Origin of the sequence: Lentzea californiensis, assembly GCF_024648825.1 — a bacterium.
GTDB lineage: Bacteria > Actinomycetota > Actinomycetes > Mycobacteriales > Pseudonocardiaceae > Lentzea > Lentzea californiensis.
This window is the reverse complement of the sequence record NZ_JANBBE010000013.1, coordinates 1-17,517: the sequence shown is the minus strand read 5'-3', so window position 1 is coordinate 17,517 and position 17,517 is coordinate 1. Positions and strand designations below refer to the sequence as shown.

Sequence of the window (17,517 nt, the reverse complement as noted above, 5' to 3'; positions counted from 1 at the left end):
ATTCTCTAAGAGAATGCCACTACTGTGACGTCCGAGCTGTTGTCAACAGCTCACTCCCGCGGGACAGTTGCACACTTCAAGTGGCGCCGGTGACTCAATGGCTGGTTGCTTCGGCCGCGGCGTCGGCGTATTTGATGATCAAGCGTGCGAGTTCGCGGCGTTCGGCGTCGGGCCAGTCGCGGGTGATGTATTCGAAGGCTTGGCGTTGTTGTGACCGGAAGCGGTCGCGCAGTGCGATCCCGGCCTCGGTGAGTTGCAGCACCGCCCGGCGGCCGTCGGCCTGCGACGGCACGCGCAACAGGTAGCCGTGCGCGATGCAGTCGCCGGCCATCCTGCTGGCCACCGACGGGTCGATCCCGAGCGCCTCGGCCACGCCTCCGACGCTGATCTCGCCCACCGCCTCGTCGACGACGTTGAGCACCAGGTTGCGGTTCATGTCCTTGCGCTCGACCGGCGGATCCACCGGCACCTGCGTCGTGCGCCTGCGCAACCGGGCGAACGCCGGACCGACCGCGTCCAGCAGGTCCGCCTCGCGGCCAGACCCGGACTCGTCCCTCTTCACCACAGGCCGAAGTCTAGAGCCAGCCGCGCGGCGGCAACCGTCCTGCCAGCTGAGGGAACTCTCAGCGGCGGCGCGGCGCCCCTCAAAAAGCATGTAGATTGCATACATAGACGGTATGCATATACATGCCGATAGTCAAAGAAGGGGGTCGTTCCGATGTGTGCAATCAACCGTCGCGGGCTGCTGAAGACGGCGGGGCTGACGGCAGCCGCCGTGGGCTCGTCAACGCTGCTGGGGGCCTGCGCCGGTGACACGCCGCAGCGGTCGCCGGGCCTGACGGCCATCACGAACGCGCGGATCTTCGACGGGGAGCGAGTGCTCGACCAGCACACCGTTCTGATCGAGGGCGGCTCGATCGCCGGGATCACCGGCACTCCCCCGTCGCACGCCCAGATCGTCGACGCCGCGGGAGCCACGCTCCTGCCGGGACTGATCGACTCCCACGTGCACACCTCCGAGGAAGGTCTGCGTGACGCCTTGCTGTTCGGCGTCACCACGGAACTGGAGATGCAGGGCGGGTTCGACGCGGCCGGCCGGAAGTCGATCGCGGACCGGGACGACCTGGCCGACGTCCGTTCAGCCGGGTTCGGCCTGACCGCACCGGGCGGACACCCCAGCGAACTGGTCCCCGACGACGCTCAGCCGGACACGGGCGACGGGCAGGGCCCTCCGGAGGGTGAGTCCACGGCGAACCCGGCGGAGTCGGAGGTCACCACGCCGGAAGAGGCCATCGCCGCGGTGCGCACGCGCGTGGAGGGCGGTTCCGACTTCATCAAGATCATGATCGAGGACGGGCACGTCCTGGGCGCGCCCGGCCTGCCGATGATGAGCGATGCCACGGTCAAGGCGGCAGTGCTGGAGGCGCGACGGCTGGGCAAGCTCACCGTCGCTCACACGCTGACCGTGGCGGCGACCGAGCAGGCCGTCGCCGCCGGCATGGACGGCCTGGCGCACCTGTTCATCGACCGGCCGCACACACCGCAGATCATCGAGAACGTGGTGCGGTCCGGTGTGTTCGTGACTCCGTGCCTGTGCCTCAACGCCTCCATCATGGGCCGGACCGGCGCCGGACTCGCGGCCGACCCGCGCGTGGGCCCGAAGCTGAGCCCCGAGTGGCTCGCCACGCTCAACGGCAGCCTCGGCAAGTACCCGCAGGGCGACTTCGACGCGGTCCTCGCGACCGTCGCGGCCCTGCACACCGCCGGGGTGGACGTCCTCGTCGGCACCGACGTGTCCGTCGCGTGGCCCGAACTCGGTGGCATGGCCCACGGCGCCAGCGTCCACCACGAGATGCAGTTGCTCGTCCAAGCCGGCCTGACCCCCGTCGCAGCGCTGAAAGCGGCCACGTCCACGCCCGCGCGGCGGTTCGGACTGCTCGACCGGGGCCGCATCGCCGCGGGAGCACGCGCGGACCTGCTGCTGGTCGAGGGCGATCCGACGACGAAGATCAGTGACTCGCTGTCGATCAAGGAGGTCTGGCGCCGAGGCGTTCGTCAGGCGAGGAAGTAGTCCTGCCGCCGGCTCATCCACCCCCACTTCTCCGAAAGGTGCACCGACCATGACCATCGCCATCACCAACGCACGGATCTTCGATGGCCGTGAAGTCCTTGACGCACGGACGGTTCTCGTCGAGAACGGACTGATCACCGCGGTCGGCGGCGAGGCCCCCGCCGATGCCGAGATCGTCGACGCACGCGGCGGCACCCTGCTGCCGGGCCTGATCGACGCACACGTCCACACCAGCGAGCAATCCCTCGCTCTCGCCCTGCGTTTCGGGGTGACCACGGAGCTGGAGATGCAGGGCAGCCACACGCGCGGCAACCGCGGACACATCACGGACAACGACTCAGTCGCCGACGTGCGGTCCGCGGGATTCGCCATCACCCCGCCGGGAGGACATCCCAGCGAACTGTTCCCGGAAGGCTTCGAGCCGGTCGGCGACCGCACCGTCCGCTACCCCAACGGTGACTTCGGCCCGCCGGTCATGCCGTTCTCCACGACTCCGGAGCAGGCGGTCGCCTTCATCCCCCAGCTGGTCGAGACCGGCTCGGACTACATCAAGTTCATGGTGGACGACGGCAGCGTCGAAGGACATCCGGGAATCCCCGCACTCGACCAGGCGACCCTGGACGCGGGAGTCGCGGAGGCCAAGCGCCACGGCATGCTCACGGTCGCGCACGCCCTGACCGTCGACGCCACCTGGATGGCCCTCGAAGCCGGTGTCGACGGCTTCGCCCACCTGTTCCTCGACCGGCCCCACGACGACCAGGTCATCGGCCTGATCGCCCGTTCCGGCGCCTTCGTCGTGCCGTGCGTGGTGCTGAACGCCTCGCTGATGGGCATCACGGGTGCCGAGCTCGCGGCGGACCCCCGAGTGAGCTCCCGGCTGGACGACGCGTGGATGAAGACGCTGCGCTCCAGCTTCGACCTCTACCACAAGGGCGCTCTCAGCGACGTCATGGCGTCGGTCGCGGCACTGCACCAGGCAGGCGTCGACCTCATCGTGGGCACCGACGCATCGGTGCCGGTGCCGTTCCTCGGCGGACTCGCCCACGGCGCGAGCGTTCACCACGAACTCCAGTACCTCGTCCAGGCAGGCCTCACCCCCGTCGAGGCCCTGCGCGCGGCAACGAGCACCCCGGCACGTCGCTTCGGCCTCACCGACCGCGGGCGCATCGCCGAAGGCCTGCGCGCGGACCTGCTCCTGGTCGAGGGAGACCCGACGTCGGCCATCTCCGACACGCTCGGCATCCAAGGGGTCTGGCGGCGCGGTGTGAGGCTCGCGTCCGGCTGATCGGGCCGGTGACAGCTGGTTCTTGCCAGCCCGGCGACGTTCACCGTGACGGCGCCGGGCAAGTCGATCCAGGCCAGGCACAACGGCCGACTTCCTACATTCCCGGCCATGCGTGCAGCGGTGACGGCCGGCTGCGGAGGGTCGTCGAGAACGGAAATGCGGACGCCCCGGTGCTGCACACCGAACCCGAGAAGTACCAGCGAGTACCGGTTCGCCTGAAGGAAGGACCCTCGATCGCGTGGATCCGCTCGCAGGCGCGGCTGCCCCTGCCAGCCGCAACCCATAGTGGCCGGAGGAGTCTCGAGCAGCCACAACCGTCCGGCCGAAGTGGACGCACCGCTCGACGTCATCGTTGCGGTGCCTGCACTGCGGTGTGAGGAGGTGAGGACCCAGTTGCCCGGCATGCTGCCGAACGAGATCTCCCTCGCCATGCCTCGTCAGCCGGACTTCCTGTCCTGCGCGCAGAACCTCGCCATCCTCTGCGTCGAACACGGCGGTGGGCTCGACCACCTGGCCGGTGCGTTAAGGAACCTCGCCGGTGGCGCGCGGTACTCACGGCAACTGGATGTGCTGCGTCATCGGTACGTCGAGGAGGAACGTGTGGCCCGGCTCCGCGGTGCCCTGTTCGCGATTCCCGAAGTTGCCGGCGGGTGAAGTCATCCTGACATCGCGGACATCTATCGTGCCGCGGGTGGAGTTCCTCTGCGCCCGATCTGGGCAGGCACACAACTCATCCGCGCATTCTTTATGCGCTGGAATCACCCAACGCGCGACCGACGGACTGCCGCGGTCGCCGGCCTTCTTGAAGCGGGTCGCCGCGATGGGCCTCGACGAGGAGATTTCGGCGCTGCGCGACGAGGTCCAGCGGGAATCGGGCACAGCGATCCCGGCCTCTTCGCCGACGCTGATCGCCCACCTCGCGCTCAAGCTGGAGTGGAGGGGCCGACGGGCGAACGCCAGCCCGACATCCGCATCGAGTTCGTGCTCGACATCTACGATCTGGGCACGCTCGACGTGGACCGGTGGTCCTGAGAGAACGCCCCGCACTCCGAGCCGGTGGGATGCCGTTACCCCAAGACCGTCCGCAGTACGGAGCGAATGCGGTCACGCCGCTACCACCGGGACTGGCGCCGTCGCTGGGACGTGCTGTCGGCACAGCTCGAGCACGCCGGCCGCGTCGAGCCGCACAGCGTGCCACGGGGTTACGGAACGGACGAACGCGGTCTGCGCCAGCTCCGGGCCGCGCTGAGCAGGAGGTCCGACACCGTGGCCCTCATGCTCAGCGCATCGTCGCAGGCAGAGCACGGACCAGCGCAAGATCTCGATCGGCATCACGGTTGGCGTGCCGTTGACCCTGCTCCACCGCGAGGACTCCGCCTAGCTCGAGTTCACCTCAGCAATCGACCGGCTGATGCACGATGACGATGCGGACCACTTGCTCGAACGGGTCCGCCACGCACGGTTGAGCGCATACGCGAAAGCACTGGAAGAACGGCACGTCGGCGGCGCGCTGACGGTGCTGTACGACGACCCGACCCGCCTGGTGACTCCACACCGGCCGGGACATCCGGGCGTGGAGGGAGCGGTCGGATGACCACGTGGCACGTGTACCGGGGCGATGGTTCGGTGGCGGAGTCGCCACTCGGAAACCTTCCCGCGCCACCGCCGTGGCGCAAGTTCTCCGGACAGGGCAACACATCGCGGCCCGAGGACGACGGCGGAGAGGGTGAACGCCGGGTGGGCGCGGTCCCGCGGCGGCCACGCGACCCGCACCCCGCCGAGGTCGCCATGGTCAACTCCAGTATCTACCTGAGGCGTCCGCTGCTCGTGACCGGAGCACCAGGCACGGGCAAGTCCTCGCTCGCCTACCTCATAGCCCGCGAGCTGGGCCTGGGCCCGGTGCTGCGATGGCCGGTCAGCAGCCGGACCACGCTGACCCAGGGGCTGTTCCTCTACGACGCGATCGCCAGGGTGCAGGCCGCGGCGCACGAGGGCGAAGCCGACATCGGTGAGTTCATCCACCTCGGACCGCTCGGCACGGCGTTGCTGCCGGCGGACCTCCCGCGGGTGCTGTTGATCGACGAGCTCGACAAGGGCGACATCGACCTGCCCAACGACCTGCTCAACGTCTTCGAGGAAGGCGAGTACGAAATCCCGGAGCTGGTCCGCTATTCCAAGCGGCAGGCCGAGGTACCCGTGCTGACCCACGACCGGGGTCACACCACGACCATCCACAACGGACTGGTCCGGTGCCGCGAGTTCCCGATCGTCATCATCACCAGCAACGGCGAGCGCGAGTTCCCGCCGGCGTTCCTGCGCCGCTGTCTGCGCCTGCACATCCACAATCCGGGGGCACACCAGCTCGGCGCCATGGTCGCGGCCCACTTCGACGGCAATGAACGCGCCGACACCGGCCGCCTGATCACCGAGTTCCTCGAACGCAGCGGCGAGGTGGGCGGGCTGGCGGCGGACCAGCTCCTCAACGCCGTTCACCTCGCCACCGGTCTGGCGACATCGGGTGCCTACACACCCGATGACGAGTGGAGGAACCTGCTCACCGCCATCTGGCACCCTTTGGCGGAACCAAGATGAAGAGCCCACTGAACCCTCCCCCCGTGCAGGACGTGGTGCTCCAGCACTTCGACGTCGCCGACGGCGACGTCGGAAGGCTGTCCACCAGCGGGCTGTCGTACCGCGAGGTTCGGGACTCGTTGTGGCTGGCAGCACGAATCCACGGCCCCGGACCAGAGCCTCGGGAAGTGCCGCCGGAACTCGGCGGGCCGATCTCCACACCATCCGGGTCAACTTCGGAAACGCCCGCGCCGCAGGAAGAACAACCACGGGAGACTCCGGAAGCCGAGCCCTTCGACATCACCGGGCGCGAGCCGGCACCAGAGCGCTTCCAGCAGTGGACGCCCAGCCCGGAGACCGTGGTGTTCACCGGTGTCGCGGACGCGACCGACAGGAAGGGCCGTGCGGTGTCGGCATGGCCGACCATGCCCGCCATGCCGGAACGCCGCGCGATCAGCCGTGCGCTGCGCCCACTGTCCCGGCGGCACCCGTCGCCGTGGCAGCAGGTCGTCGACGAGGAGGCCACGGCGATCCGCGCCGCCCAGGACGGTCTCTGGATACCCGAGCTGACGGCGGCCCCCTCACGCCGGTTCGACGTCGCCTTCGTCGTCGACACCGCTGTGGCGGGTGGCATCTGGGAACACACCACCCGTGAGTTCCGTGCGATGCTCGAACAGCAGGGCGCCTTCCGCGACGTGCGAACCTACTTCTTCGACACCGGCAGCGCGGAACTGCCAGACAGGCCGCTGCGCAGCGAGGGAGATGCCGCCCACGACTGCGGTTTCCTCGTCGATCCCACAGGCAGGCGCGTAGTGCTGGTGCTCACGGACACCATCGGCAGGGCGTGGCACAGCGGCGCGATGAGCCGTGCGCTCCACCTGTGGGCGGAGCACATGCCCGTCGCCATCGTGCAGACGCTCGCGCAGCGGCTCTGGTCGTGGGGCGGCATCGTGACGCGCCGGATGCGGCTGCGCTCCCCCGCGCCCGGTGTGCCGAACAAGCGTCTCCGCGTCCCCGGACTCACCACACCCGGCGTGGCACCCGTGCCCGTGCTCGGCCTGTCCGCCGAATGGATGTCGGGCTGGTCCCGGCTGATCGCCTCGCCCGGCGCGCAGACCGTCGAGACCACGGCCACCCTGGTGAGCGCCCACCCGGAGGAAGTGCCGCTCGAGCCGGACGACGACGAGGTGCTGTCGGCGGAGGAACGGGTGCTGCGGTTCCGCACTCACGCGTCCAGCGAAGGGTTCCACCTCGCTGGCCTGCTCGCGGCGACACCGTTGAGCCCGCCGCTGATGAAGCTGGTGCAACGCGTGCTGCTGCCCGGCTCCGATCTCTCCGCACTCGCCGAAGTCACACTGGGCGGCCTGATGCACCGGATCCCGTCCTCCGGCACGTCCGCGCACGCGGTCGCCTACGAGTTCGCGAACGGTGTGCGTGAAGAGCTCCTGTCCACCGGCCGCCGGATGGAGACGGCACGCGTCGCCCGTGTTCTCGACGACCACGCCGGGTCGGACATCGCCGCGCTGCGTGACCTCCGCACCGCCCTCGACGATCCGGCCCACGTCCTCGCTTCGGACGTCTCGCCGGAAAACCGCCCCTACCTCGAAGTCCAGGCCGCCGTGTTGCGGGCACTCGCTGGACCACATGCCCCACGCGCCAAGCAACTCCGCAGGGCGCTCGACGAGTTCCTGATTTCTCCGCGGCCAACGGACACCTCAGCGGACCTGGATGGCCCCAGTCGCCGAACACCTGACGGAGACGAATACGTGATCACAACCTCCCAGCCGAAGGTCGACACGGCAGCGGAGCCGCAGGAAACCAATACGCCGCAAGGAGTTGACCAAGTGAGCGCACCCGGCACGCACACTCCGGACCGTGAGCGGCACACGTCCGGCACGCAACCAAAGATCTGGGGGTCTGTGCCGTTGCGAAATCCCGACTTCGTCGGGCGGACCGAGCTGCTCGAGCAGTTGCAGGACCGGCTGAACGCTGCGAAAACGACTGCCGTCCTTCCCAGCACGCTCCACGGTCTGGGCGGTGTGGGAAAGTCCCAGACGGTGGTGGAGTACATCCACCGCCACGCCACCGAGTACGACCTCGTGTGGTGGGTGCCCGCCGAGCAGTCCGCGCAGATCACCTTCAGTTTCGTCGAGCTCGCCAAGCGGCTCGGAGTGGCGACGGCGGGGTCCGCGGACACGGCGGTGCCCGCCGTGCTGGAGACCTTGCGCACCTACGATCCGGCGAAACGCTGGTTGCTGGTCTTCGACAACGCGGACAACCCGCGCGAAGTGCGGCAGTTCTTCCCGATGGGGACGGGCCACATCATCGTCACGTCGCGCAACCCCGAGTGGAGCGGCGTCGCTCGCTCCGTGCACGTGGACCTCTTCACACGCGCGGAAAGCATCGAACTGCTCCACAGGCGCGGTGGAGAGATCGACGAAGCCGAAGCGAACGCACTCGCCGAAGCGCTCGGTGACCTGCCACTCGCCGTGGAACAGGCGGCCGCGTGGCGGGCGACCACGGGCATGCAGGTGCCCGAGTACCTGGAACTGCTGGAGCAGAACCGGCCAGAACTGCTGGACTCCGACGAGTTCGACGACACACAGGTTCCCGTGGTCGCGGCGGTGTGGAACGTTCCGCTGGATCGGCTGCGCGACCAGCACCCCGACGCCCTGCAGTTGTTGCAGGTATGTGCGTTCTTCGGTCCAGAGCCCATTTCGCAGCGGCTGTTCCGCAGTGTGCGCAGCGCCCCTGTCCCGCACGACCTGCAGGCTGCGCTGCGTGACCCGATCAAGCTCGCTCGAGCCGTGCGCCAGATCAGCCGGTACAGCCTCGCCAAGCTCGACCACCGCACCAACTCCCTGCAACTGCACCGCTTGGTGCAGACGGTGTTGAAGAACAGTCTTTCGCCAGTGGAACAGGCGGACTTGCGGCACGCCGCGCACGTCCTGCTTTCCAACGGCGCTCCAGGAGACCCGGACTCGACGGAGAACTGGCCCCGGTACGCCGAGCTGCTGCCGCACGTGCTGGCGTCGCAAGCCGTGGATTGCCAGGACGAGTGGGTCCGCGAACTGATCGACAGCCTGGTCAGGTACCTGCTGAACACCGGTGACTTAGGCGGTGCCCGAGACCTGGCGGAGCAGGCGGTCGGCTCGTGGACGGAGACACTGGGTGAAGCCGCGCCGGACATCCTCAAGTTGTCCCTACGCCTCGCGGTGGCCATGAGAAGGCTCGGTGAGATCGACAAAGCCATCAGTCTCAACGAGCAGACTCACCGGCTGTTCGCCGAGAGCGTCGGTGAACACCACGAGAGCATGCTCGAAATGCTCGACGTGGTCGCGGCGGACCGCCGGTCCGAAGGCCGGTTCCGCGAAGAGCTCGAGCTGCAGCAGACGGTGTACGACCGGGCGCGGCAGCTGCTCGGCGAAGACGATCCGACGACACTGAGGTACGCGCACAACCTCGGAGGCTGTCTGCGGCTCATGGGCGACTTCGCCAGGGCACGCGAGCTCGACGAGGACACCCTGCGCCGGCGCACAGCCGTACTGGGAGCAGACCACTCGCAGACGCTCGGCTCTCGCAACGCCCTCTGCGTGGATCTGCGCGAATGCGGCTACTACGCGGAAGCGGCCCAGAGCCAGGACCAGGCGATGTACGACCTCGAGAAACTCGGTCCCGACCATCCCCGTGTGATCGGGGCGAAACGCAACCTGTCGGTGGCGTTGCGCAAAGCGGGTGACCACATGCGGGCCCAGCAGCTCTCCGAGGACTGCCTGGACCGGTACCGCAGCAGGCACGGCGACACCCACATCGACACGGTCACCGCTTTGATGAACCTCTCCACCGACCTGCGGCACTCCGGCGACCTCGAGAAGGCGGACGAGTTCGCGCAACGCAGCTACAGGCGGTTCGAGGAGCTCCGCGGGCGACGTCACCCGTACACGCTCATCGCCGCGCTCAACGTCGCTGTCATCCACCGGCTTCGCGGCGAGTCGGAGCAGGCGCTGCGGATCGACAGGCAGGCATACGCCGACCTGCTCGAGGTCCTCGACGCCGACCACCCGTCGTCACTGGTCGCCGCCACGAACCTGGCCAGCGACCTGGCGGCGCTCGACCGGGTGGAAGAGGCGAGGGCCCTGAGCGAGGGGGCGCTGGAACGATCCCGAAGGGTGCTCGGTCCCGAGCACCCCTCGACGCTGGCGCTGTCGCTCAACCTCTCGATCGACTTGGAGGCGCTGGGCGAGCACACCGCCGCGAGGACGTTGCACCGTCAGACCGTCACGGCGTTCCAGAGGGTCCTGGGTGAGGACCACCCTGCGACCATCGCGGCCGAGCAGTACATCAGGGCGAACTGCGACACCGACACCATGCAGCTGTGAGCGCCGGTCAGCTGGCGGCCCGGTCACCGCCAGCTGACCGGATCCGGTGCGTTCCCGGAGCGTGCCGCCACCACGGACGAGTTCGGGCCTTCGCGACAAGTGGGTGATCCCAGGACAACGGCCAGGCCGGACCACGAGACGTCCTCCGGCGGAACCGCGAGTCGTGCCATGAACCGCTGGGCGGCCAATTCCACGTCGCCAGGCACGTCGAGCGGTGCGCCGCGCTTGTAGTGCGTGGGCGCCAGTTCGCGCCGCAGGCACGAGAAACTCCACCACGGTCGTGTACGCGTAGATGCCGTGCAGCAGCCCGGTCAACGACCGCGGGTAGTCCAGCCACGACGCGTAGAACAGGCACTCGTCCTCGCCCTCGCCACCAGATCGAGCAGTGCGTTCACCTTGAAGTGCTGGATTTCGTGAACGAGCGCCTCGGCGAACGTCCTCAGCCGCAGCTTGCGGATGCTGCACTGCCCGCGCGACACCGTTCCATCGCAGATCTCGTCGAACACGAAACGCGGCAGTCGATGTGTGGCCTCCTGCAGGCCACGCACCGCGTCTAGTCCCGGCACAGCCAGTACCGAATTTCACGACACTTTGCGCGCACAGTCCTCGCCGGGCGTGCGGGGTTCAGGCCTGTCAGGCGTGGTCGTGGAGGGTGACGTGGTAGCCGTCGGGGTCGGCGAAGGTGAACGTACGGCCGAACGGGCCGTCGACCGGTGCCGAGACGACGGGGTGGCCGTCAGCGGCGAGGGCGTCGTGGATGGACTGCACTTCTGTGGCGTGCAGCCAGATCGCGGCGCCGACGCCGGGCTGGGTGACGGAGTCGAGGTCCGTGCCGGGGAGGACGTCGCGGAGTGCGAACGCGATCGGCTTCGTCTCGAAGACGACGGCGTGCGGAGGTCCGGCCGGTGAGCGGACGAGGCCCAGGTACCGCTCGTAGAACGCCTGGGAGGCCTTGAGGTCGCGTGCTTGCAGCGAGATGAAGTCGGGGCCGGTGGCGGGCATGGTGCTCCTTCGCTTCGTGTCAGTATTCTGACACGGGGCAATCTATGTCAGAATGCTGACATGAGTCAAGACGGTGTCGACCTGGAGACGTCGCTGGGCTACCTGCTGAAGGAGGCGTCGAGCGTGCTTCGCGCCGCCATGGAGGAGGTGCTGCGGCCGCTCGGGATGAGCGTGACGCACTACTCCTGCCTCGAGTTGCTGGCTCAGCGGCCCGGTTTGTCGAACTCCGAGCTCGCGCGCGGCGCGTTCGTGACGCGGCAGTCGATGAACGTGCTGCTGCAGGCCCTCGAACGGGACGGTTACGTGAGCAGGCCCGCCGAGGCGCCCGTCGGGAAGGTCCTTCCTGCCCGGTTGACGCCTCGCGGGCGGCGCAGTCTCGAGAAGGCGACGGCGGCGGTCCGGTCCGTCGAGGTCAGAATGCTGGCCGGCCTGAGCGGGGACGAGCAGGCGGCCGCGTTCCGGGTGCTGCGGAGCATGGTCCACTCCCTGCGCGACGGCGCCTGACTGCGTCAGCGCAGCGCTGGGATCGCCTCTTTTCCGGCCGGTGCACCCACGCGCTGGTAGGCCCGGCCCACTTCGAGCGCGATGCGTTGCCAGTCGTAGCGAACGCGCGCACGGTCCTCCGCGGCACAGCTCATCTCCTGGCGCTGGACCTCGTTGGACAGCAGTGATCGCAGCGCCCGCGCCAGTGCGCTGGGTTCCCGAGGCGGAACGTGCACGCCGGTCACGCCGTGCACCACGGTCTCGGTCAGGCCGCCCACCGCCGACGCCACCACCGGAACCCCGCACGCCATCGCCTCGATCGGCACGATTCCGAACGGTTCGTGCCACTGCGGGCACGCCACGACGTCCGCGGAACGGAGGAGAGCGGGTATTTCCGCGTGCGGCACACGTCCGAGGAAGGTGACCCGGTGCGCCACACCGCGCCGGCCTGCAAGCTCCCGCAGTCGCGCCAGGTCCGCGTCCGGCGCGGAGCGGCTCGGACCACCGGCGACCACGAGCTCGGCCCAGTTCACCGTGGCGAGGGCGCTGATCAGGTCGTCGACCCCGTCGTGCGGCGCGAGGCCTCCGACCGTCAGGATGCGCGGCATCCCGTTGCGCGGTGCGCTGGGGCCGTTCGGCGTGAAAGCTCGCAGGTCCACACCCCAGGGAGCAGTCGAGATCTTCGAACGGCGCACCCCCAGCTTGGCGAGCTCGTTCGTCTCGTGGCCCGACGTGGCGATCACGCACGCCGCCTCGCGGCCGACCAGCCGCTCGTACGTGGCGGAGTCGCCTCCCTCGAGTGCGTGGTAGCTCTGCACGACAGGGATTCCACTGTGGCGTGCGCCGAGCACCGCCGCGAAGCCGGAGGTCCAGTGGTGGGCGTGGATCAGGTCCGGGGCGTCGCCGGTCCAGATCTTCTGGAGCGACAGCGCGAACTCGCCGACGTACGGGGTGACGTCGAGCTGCCGGACGGGTCCGGCGGGCACGTGCACCACCTCGAACCCGTTCGCGATTCGCACCCGTTCCGGCAGGCGTGCGTCGGTCCGGCGGGTGTAGACCGTCAGGTCGTGCCCGTGCAGGTGCAGTGCTTCGGAGAGCTTGGCGACGTGCAGGCGCGGCCCGGTCACGTCCTGGTCGCGCAGGGCGGTCAGCGGGTTCTCCCGCATCGAGACCATCGCGATCTTCACCTGGTCACCCCCGGGTTGGGCCACGGGTTCGCCACGCAGGTCTTCCCGTCCCGGGCCACCGCCAGTCCCTGGGGCGCGGCGGCGGTGATCTCGGCGAGCTTGTCGTTCGACACCGAGAACGTCTGCTGCATCATCACGGGCGCGGGGGCGCCGTCGGCGGGGCAGGACTCGTGCCTGTGGCCGAGGAAGTGCCCGACCTCGTGGTTGACGACGTACTTCCGGTACCCCTCCAGGTCGCCCGCGAACGACTGGGCTCCCCGGAACCAGCGCGGCGCGCTCACGTACACCACACCGCCGACGTAGCAGGAGGTGTCGTAGGGGAGGTCGAACCCGCAGATCGCCCGTGCGGTCTCCGTCGCGGTGAGCCGGATCCGCACGTCCGGCTCGGCGACGTCGACGCGGCGGAAGGCGACGTCGCCCGACGCGGTCCAGCCCCGCGGGTCGGCGAGGGCCTCGTCCACGGCCGCGGCGAACGGGAGCTGGGCCTGCGGCACCACGGCACCCTGTTCGACCTCGACGGAGTAGGTGTGGACCTTTCCGGTGCCGACCTGCGCGGTCGTGCCCGGCACGGTGCGCCACCACCCTTCGCCCTGCGCGCGCACCGGAACCCCCGGCGGGAGTTCCGGTCCCGGACGGAACACGCCCTGGCCGGCCAGCGCGAGCGGCGTCGTCGGCGCGGCGGACGAGGGCGGCTCCGACGGGGGTGGTGAAGGCGTGGAGGACGAAGGTGCCGGCCTCACCGAGATGGTCGTGCCCATGACCGGGATCTGCGGCTGCGCCACGTGTTGCGCGGGCACGTCCTGCGGCAGGCTCTTGAACAGGCCGATGGTCACTCCGGCGAGCATCGCGGCGAAGACGTACATGACGATTCTTCCGACGGTCACGACTTCACTCCCCCATCACGAGCAGCTGAACAGCACTGGGCACGGCGCGTGGTGCAACGCCGCCCTGGCGGCGGGCTGGAGGCCTTCCGCGGGACCACGTTCCCGTCCGGACACCACGAGCAGGTCGCTCGGGAACAGCCGCGTCTCGTCCTGGACCGACCTGATCTCGCGCACCAGCTCGACGATGACGTCGGGGCAGGCGGCGTGGACCAGGTCCGCGGCGGCGTCGAGCGAGTCGGCGGCGTCGAGGTACGGACGCGTCAGCACGCGCAGGCGGGTGGCTCCTCGCGCGCGGCAGAAAGCCGTCGCCCGCTGCAGAACGCCTTCGCGCCCCACCGCGTCGAGGACGGCCGTGACCACGCCGAAGCGGCAGGCGACCGCGGCGGCGGAACCGCCCACGACGACGACGTCACGGAGGTCGAGGCCCGCGAGAGGTGGCGCGGCGAAGGCGCGAGCGCGGGAGATGACCACCAGGGCGCCTTCCCAGCGGCCGGGGGTGCACTCGGAGTGTTCGATGTGGACGGGCAGGTCGGGGTGCTCGGCGAGCAGCTCCGCGACGGCGTTGTGCGTGGGGGCGTTCTTCGGACCCTCGTGCACCACCAGGCCGACACCGAGCGCCTCGGCGCACGCGGCAGCCCATCGAACGCCTTTGGCACCCGAGTCGCGAACGTCCACCAGCACGCAGGTCGCCGTGATCCGCACCGACTCGTTCGCGAGCGCGGTCATCGTGTCACGCTCGGAGCGTCGGCGGTGGAGAGCTCCGTGTCGGGGGCGGCGAGCGTCTTCTCCGGAGCGGAGAACGTCGTGTCGGCGGCGAGCGTCTTCCCGGCGCCGGAGAGGGTCGTGTCGGGGCCGGAGAGGGTCGTGTCGGGGCCGGCGAGCATAGTCTCGGCCGGTGCCGGCTCGGGACTCCTCGGCGCCGGCATGTTCGGCGCGGTGGTGACCTCGGCGTACCACTGGTCCAGCAGCCGCTGCCGCTCGGCCAGTTCGGCGAGCATGACGCGGGACCGCTCCAGCGCCTCACCGACGATCTCCTGGGCACGCCGGTTCGCCTCGGCCAGCCTGCGCTGGCTCTCCTGCTCGGCCTCGTCCAGCAGGACGGCCTGGCGTCCGGCGGCCTCCTCCGCGCGCTGCACGGCGTCCTCGGCGCGGGCGCGGGCCTCGGCCTCGATCTCGTCGGCCTTGCGCCTGGCCACGTGCAGCAGGTAGCGGATGCACCCGGAGACGGCGTTGTCCTTGCTGTGCCCGGCGTGGAGCGTGTGGTACTCCGCGAGCTCCGAACGCGCTTCCTCCAGGTGACGGGCGAGGTCCTCGGCCGTCTCGAGGGCGGCGTCGCGGTCGGTGCAGGCCAGCTCCAGCTGTGCCTCCAGCCGGGCGTACTCCTCGTCGACCTGGGCCCGGTCGTAACCGAGCCACCGGGTGCGGAAGTGCCGGGAACCCTCGTTCAGGAGATCATCCATAGCCATGCTCATGTCCCTTTCCTGAACGTGGGTGGTTCATGTGGTAAGTGGCTACCCGCCGTCCCCTCCGCCAGACATGTCCGACCTGGAAGCACCCTGTCTAGTGAATTCCTCACGGACCGTCATCGCCGCGGGTACCCAATGAGGACCTGACCGGAGGTATCCTTTGAACGAGCACGAATCCGCTACCGAGACGGACGCGGCCTGGCAACCGTTCGTCGACGCGCTGTGCGTGGCAGCCTCCACGTGGGACGCCGGCCTCGGCCGATCCCCTGGCGGCGAGCAGCACGCACCGATCAGTTCCAGTCAGGCCGAGAACGTCATGCTCGCGATCGCCGCTCTCGCGCAGCGGATGGCCACGGCGACGGCGGCGATCGTGCGCGCCATCGCGGACACGAGGCTGGCACCCGTGACGGGGGCGGACGACCTGTCGGACGAGGTGGAGTCCCTGGGACACATGGCGCTGTGCGCCGAAGCCATGCAACACGCGGCCGAGCTCGCGCGGGCGGTCGCCGGTCAGCAGAACGACGTGTAGGCGCGCCGGAGATATCCGGCGCGCCTGCACGTCGTCAGGGCTGGCGGCGTGGCCCGGCAACGTTCCGGGCCACGTCACTAGTTCTGCCGGCTCCGAAGGAAACCGATGTAGGACTCGGCCGCGGCGCGGGCCCTGTCCCGCAACGCCTGCGGGTCGGTCGCCGCCGCGGCCTTCAGGCCCTCACAGCTGGAGGCCAGCGATTCGGGGCCGAGCGCGTTCATGGCGGCGTCCGGCAGTTCGTCCTTCATGCACCGGGTGGCGCGGCCGACGGCGTCGGGGCTGCAGAAGTCCTCCGGCGAGTAGCACTTCTCGACGACGTCGTCGATCGCGGGCTTGCCGTGACGGTAGATCATCTCCATGCTGCCCAGTCCGGAGACCGCTTTCGGGAGCACGACGTCCTTGAGCTCCTGAACGTCCCGGGGGTCTGTCCCCGGTCGTAGTTGTGCCTGGCAGACCCGTGACACGAACTCCTCGCGCGTGATCTTCGTCAGCGTGCCGACTGTGTCGCTGAAGTCGCCGTAGCACGCGATCGCGTTCGCGGCCGTGGGCGCGAGCACCAGCGGGATCGCGGCGAACAGTGCGGCCAGTGCGGTCGTCCTGGTCTTCATGTCGTTCTCCTGGAGATCAGCCGATCGGGCAGCCGACAGGTACCCGCACGGTCGTGGGAGTCATCGTTCCGTCCCGGATTCGACCGCATCGAGTGACACGGCGGAGGTCCACATCGGACTGCTCACGGGGATGGCGCGGCGTTGTCGACCGTGAACTCGTGGTCCACGACGACATCCATGATCAACGGTGTGGTGCTGCGGACACGAGCCATCAGCGCGTGGTTCCCCTCGGTCGGCGTGAAGCTCTCCATCGTCAGCCGGTCTCCGTCACGGCGCGTCGCGATCACGGCGTCGTCCACGAGAACCTCCACCCGTTCCAGGGTGTCCGGATCACCCGCGCTGATGTGGACGTCGCGGAAGGCCGCCGCCCTCAGCACCGCGCCGTCCTCGAGACCGACGATGGTCAGCCCGATCTTCTCGATGTGCGTCACGGAGGCCACGACGAGGGTGGACGACACCGCGAACACCATCCCGAGGAAGACGAGCAGGAGGAGTTCAGACCTGCGGACCGGGGCGCGCACGGCTCATCCCGACGCCAGGGCGGCGAGCCGGTCGGCGCCCCCGTTGAAGACGTTCTGGTCGATCGGCGACGAGGTGTACTGCCAGATCGTGTGGAACGGCCACTTGAACGGCATCGGGCCCACCGTGGCCGCGTACCTGGCGAGCCACAACGGGTTGGTGGAGCTGAAGTCGCCGCTGCGGCCGGTGCACTTGTCCCACCACTGCATGGAGGTGTAGATCACCGGCCAGCGCTTGGTGAGCGCGTGGTAGGTGTCGCTGAAGCTGCGGATCCAGTTCACCATCGCGGCGTGGCTCAGGCCGTAGCAGGTGTCGCCGCCGTAGGGGTTGTACTCGATGTCGAGGGTTCCGGGCAGCGTCCGGCCGTCACGGGACCAGCCGCCGCCGTTCTGCACGAAGAACCGTGCCTGCGTCGCGCCGTCGGAACGGTTCGGCAGCGCGAAGTGGTAGGAGCCCCTGATCATGCCGACGGCCGCGGAACCGTTGTACTGCTGGGTGAAGTTGGGGTTGCGGTAGGTGGTGCCCTCGGTCGC

The 17,517-nt window shown here is 69.2% G+C and carries 18 protein-coding genes and 1 pseudogene; 9 read left to right on the top strand and 10 right to left on the bottom strand.

The annotated features are described in order from the left end of the window. Positions 1-94: 94 nt before the first annotated feature. Positions 95-565, bottom strand: coding sequence for a MarR family winged helix-turn-helix transcriptional regulator (locus tag LX88_RS34820; RefSeq protein WP_258952046.1), 471 nt, complete (start codon positions 563-565; stop codon positions 95-97). Positions 566-718: 153 nt separating this feature from the next. Between LX88_RS34820 and LX88_RS34815 the strand changes: the two genes are divergently transcribed. The 7 genes and pseudogenes from LX88_RS34815 to fxsT all read left to right on the top strand — a co-directional run bounded on the left by LX88_RS34815 (position 719) and on the right by fxsT (position 10,306). Then, the gene (locus tag LX88_RS34815; protein WP_258952045.1) at positions 719-2,071 is read left to right on the top strand and encodes an amidohydrolase family protein; all 1,353 of its coding nucleotides are present in this window, start codon (positions 719-721) and stop codon (positions 2,069-2,071) included. Between the two features lie 49 nt (positions 2,072-2,120). Beyond that, positions 2,121-3,356: an amidohydrolase family protein gene (locus tag LX88_RS34810; RefSeq protein ID WP_258952044.1), complete on the top strand. Its 1,236-nt coding sequence runs from the start codon at positions 2,121-2,123 to the stop codon at positions 3,354-3,356. A gap of 285 nt (positions 3,357-3,641) precedes the next feature. Next, entirely contained in the window at positions 3,642-4,010 is a 369-nt protein-coding gene (locus LX88_RS34805) for an effector-associated domain 2-containing protein (protein ID WP_308203477.1), read from the top strand. A gap of 399 nt (positions 4,011-4,409) precedes the next feature. After that, positions 4,410-4,778: pseudogene (locus tag LX88_RS44680) on the top strand (VMAP-C domain-containing protein); the annotation flags it as partial. Continuing rightward, positions 4,756-4,950, top strand: coding sequence for a hypothetical protein (locus LX88_RS34800; protein ID WP_372511488.1), 195 nt, complete (start codon positions 4,756-4,758; stop codon positions 4,948-4,950). The pseudogene LX88_RS44680 and the gene LX88_RS34800, both read left to right, overlap by 23 nt. After that, positions 4,947-5,948: an AAA family ATPase gene (locus tag LX88_RS34795; RefSeq protein ID WP_258952041.1), complete on the top strand. Its 1,002-nt coding sequence runs from the start codon at positions 4,947-4,949 to the stop codon at positions 5,946-5,948. Before LX88_RS34800 ends, LX88_RS34795 begins: the two co-directional genes overlap by 4 nt. Then, positions 5,945-10,306 carry an FxSxx-COOH system tetratricopeptide repeat protein gene (gene fxsT, locus LX88_RS34790; protein ID WP_258952040.1) on the top strand — a complete coding sequence of 1,454 codons (4,362 nt, stop codon included), beginning with the start codon at positions 5,945-5,947 and terminating at the stop codon, positions 10,304-10,306. The genes LX88_RS34795 and fxsT overlap by 4 nt, the downstream gene beginning before the upstream one ends. Before the next feature lie 311 nt (positions 10,307-10,617). Here the strand turns inward: fxsT and LX88_RS34785 are convergent, their stop codons facing one another. Together LX88_RS34785 and LX88_RS34780 are read right to left on the bottom strand one after the other, a co-directional pair. Next, on the bottom strand, positions 10,618-10,854 hold the full coding sequence (locus tag LX88_RS34785) for a hypothetical protein (RefSeq protein ID WP_258952039.1): 237 nt from the start codon (positions 10,852-10,854) through the stop codon (positions 10,618-10,620). 85 nt (positions 10,855-10,939) lie between these two features. Next, positions 10,940-11,308: a VOC family protein gene (locus LX88_RS34780; protein ID WP_258952038.1), complete on the bottom strand. Its 369-nt coding sequence runs from the start codon at positions 11,306-11,308 to the stop codon at positions 10,940-10,942. A gap of 60 nt (positions 11,309-11,368) precedes the next feature. Between LX88_RS34780 and LX88_RS34775 the strand changes: the two genes are divergently transcribed. Beyond that, positions 11,369-11,812: a MarR family winged helix-turn-helix transcriptional regulator gene (locus LX88_RS34775; RefSeq protein WP_258952037.1), complete on the top strand. Its 444-nt coding sequence runs from the start codon at positions 11,369-11,371 to the stop codon at positions 11,810-11,812. A 5-nt stretch (positions 11,813-11,817) separates the two neighbouring features. On the opposite strand, the gene LX88_RS34770 is transcribed toward LX88_RS34775, so the two are convergent. Genes LX88_RS34770 through LX88_RS34755 form a run of 4 tightly spaced genes read right to left on the bottom strand, consistent with a single transcriptional unit; the run spans position 11,818 to position 15,322 of the window. Beyond that, the gene (locus LX88_RS34770; RefSeq protein ID WP_258952036.1) at positions 11,818-12,978 is read right to left on the bottom strand and encodes a glycosyltransferase; all 1,161 of its coding nucleotides are present in this window, start codon (positions 12,976-12,978) and stop codon (positions 11,818-11,820) included. After that, on the bottom strand, positions 12,975-13,862 hold the full coding sequence (locus LX88_RS34765) for a DUF3152 domain-containing protein (protein WP_258952035.1): 888 nt from the start codon (positions 13,860-13,862) through the stop codon (positions 12,975-12,977). The genes LX88_RS34770 and LX88_RS34765 overlap by 4 nt, the downstream gene beginning before the upstream one ends. Positions 13,863-13,877: 15 nt before the next feature. Further along, complete coding sequence (locus LX88_RS34760) at positions 13,878-14,588, bottom strand: hypothetical protein (protein ID WP_258952034.1); 711 nt, start codon at positions 14,586-14,588, stop codon at positions 13,878-13,880. Beyond that, positions 14,585-15,322: a F0F1 ATP synthase subunit B family protein gene (locus LX88_RS34755; protein ID WP_258952033.1), complete on the bottom strand. Its 738-nt coding sequence runs from the start codon at positions 15,320-15,322 to the stop codon at positions 14,585-14,587. Before LX88_RS34755 ends, LX88_RS34760 begins: the two co-directional genes overlap by 4 nt. Before the next feature lie 166 nt (positions 15,323-15,488). Between LX88_RS34755 and LX88_RS34750 the strand changes: the two genes are divergently transcribed. Next, complete coding sequence (locus LX88_RS34750) at positions 15,489-15,857, top strand: hypothetical protein (protein ID WP_258952032.1); 369 nt, start codon at positions 15,489-15,491, stop codon at positions 15,855-15,857. Between the two features lie 77 nt (positions 15,858-15,934). On the opposite strand, the gene LX88_RS34745 is transcribed toward LX88_RS34750, so the two are convergent. The 3 genes from LX88_RS34745 to LX88_RS34735 all read right to left on the bottom strand — a co-directional run. Further along, positions 15,935-16,465, bottom strand: coding sequence for a hypothetical protein (locus tag LX88_RS34745; RefSeq protein WP_258952031.1), 531 nt, complete (start codon positions 16,463-16,465; stop codon positions 15,935-15,937). 122 nt (positions 16,466-16,587) lie between these two features. Further along, on the bottom strand, positions 16,588-16,986 hold the full coding sequence (locus LX88_RS34740; protein WP_258952030.1) for a hypothetical protein: 399 nt from the start codon (positions 16,984-16,986) through the stop codon (positions 16,588-16,590). A gap of 3 nt (positions 16,987-16,989) precedes the next feature. After that, positions 16,990-17,517 (bottom strand): GH25 family lysozyme (locus tag LX88_RS34735; protein ID WP_258952029.1); only part of this gene is annotated, 528 nt, incomplete at its 5' end.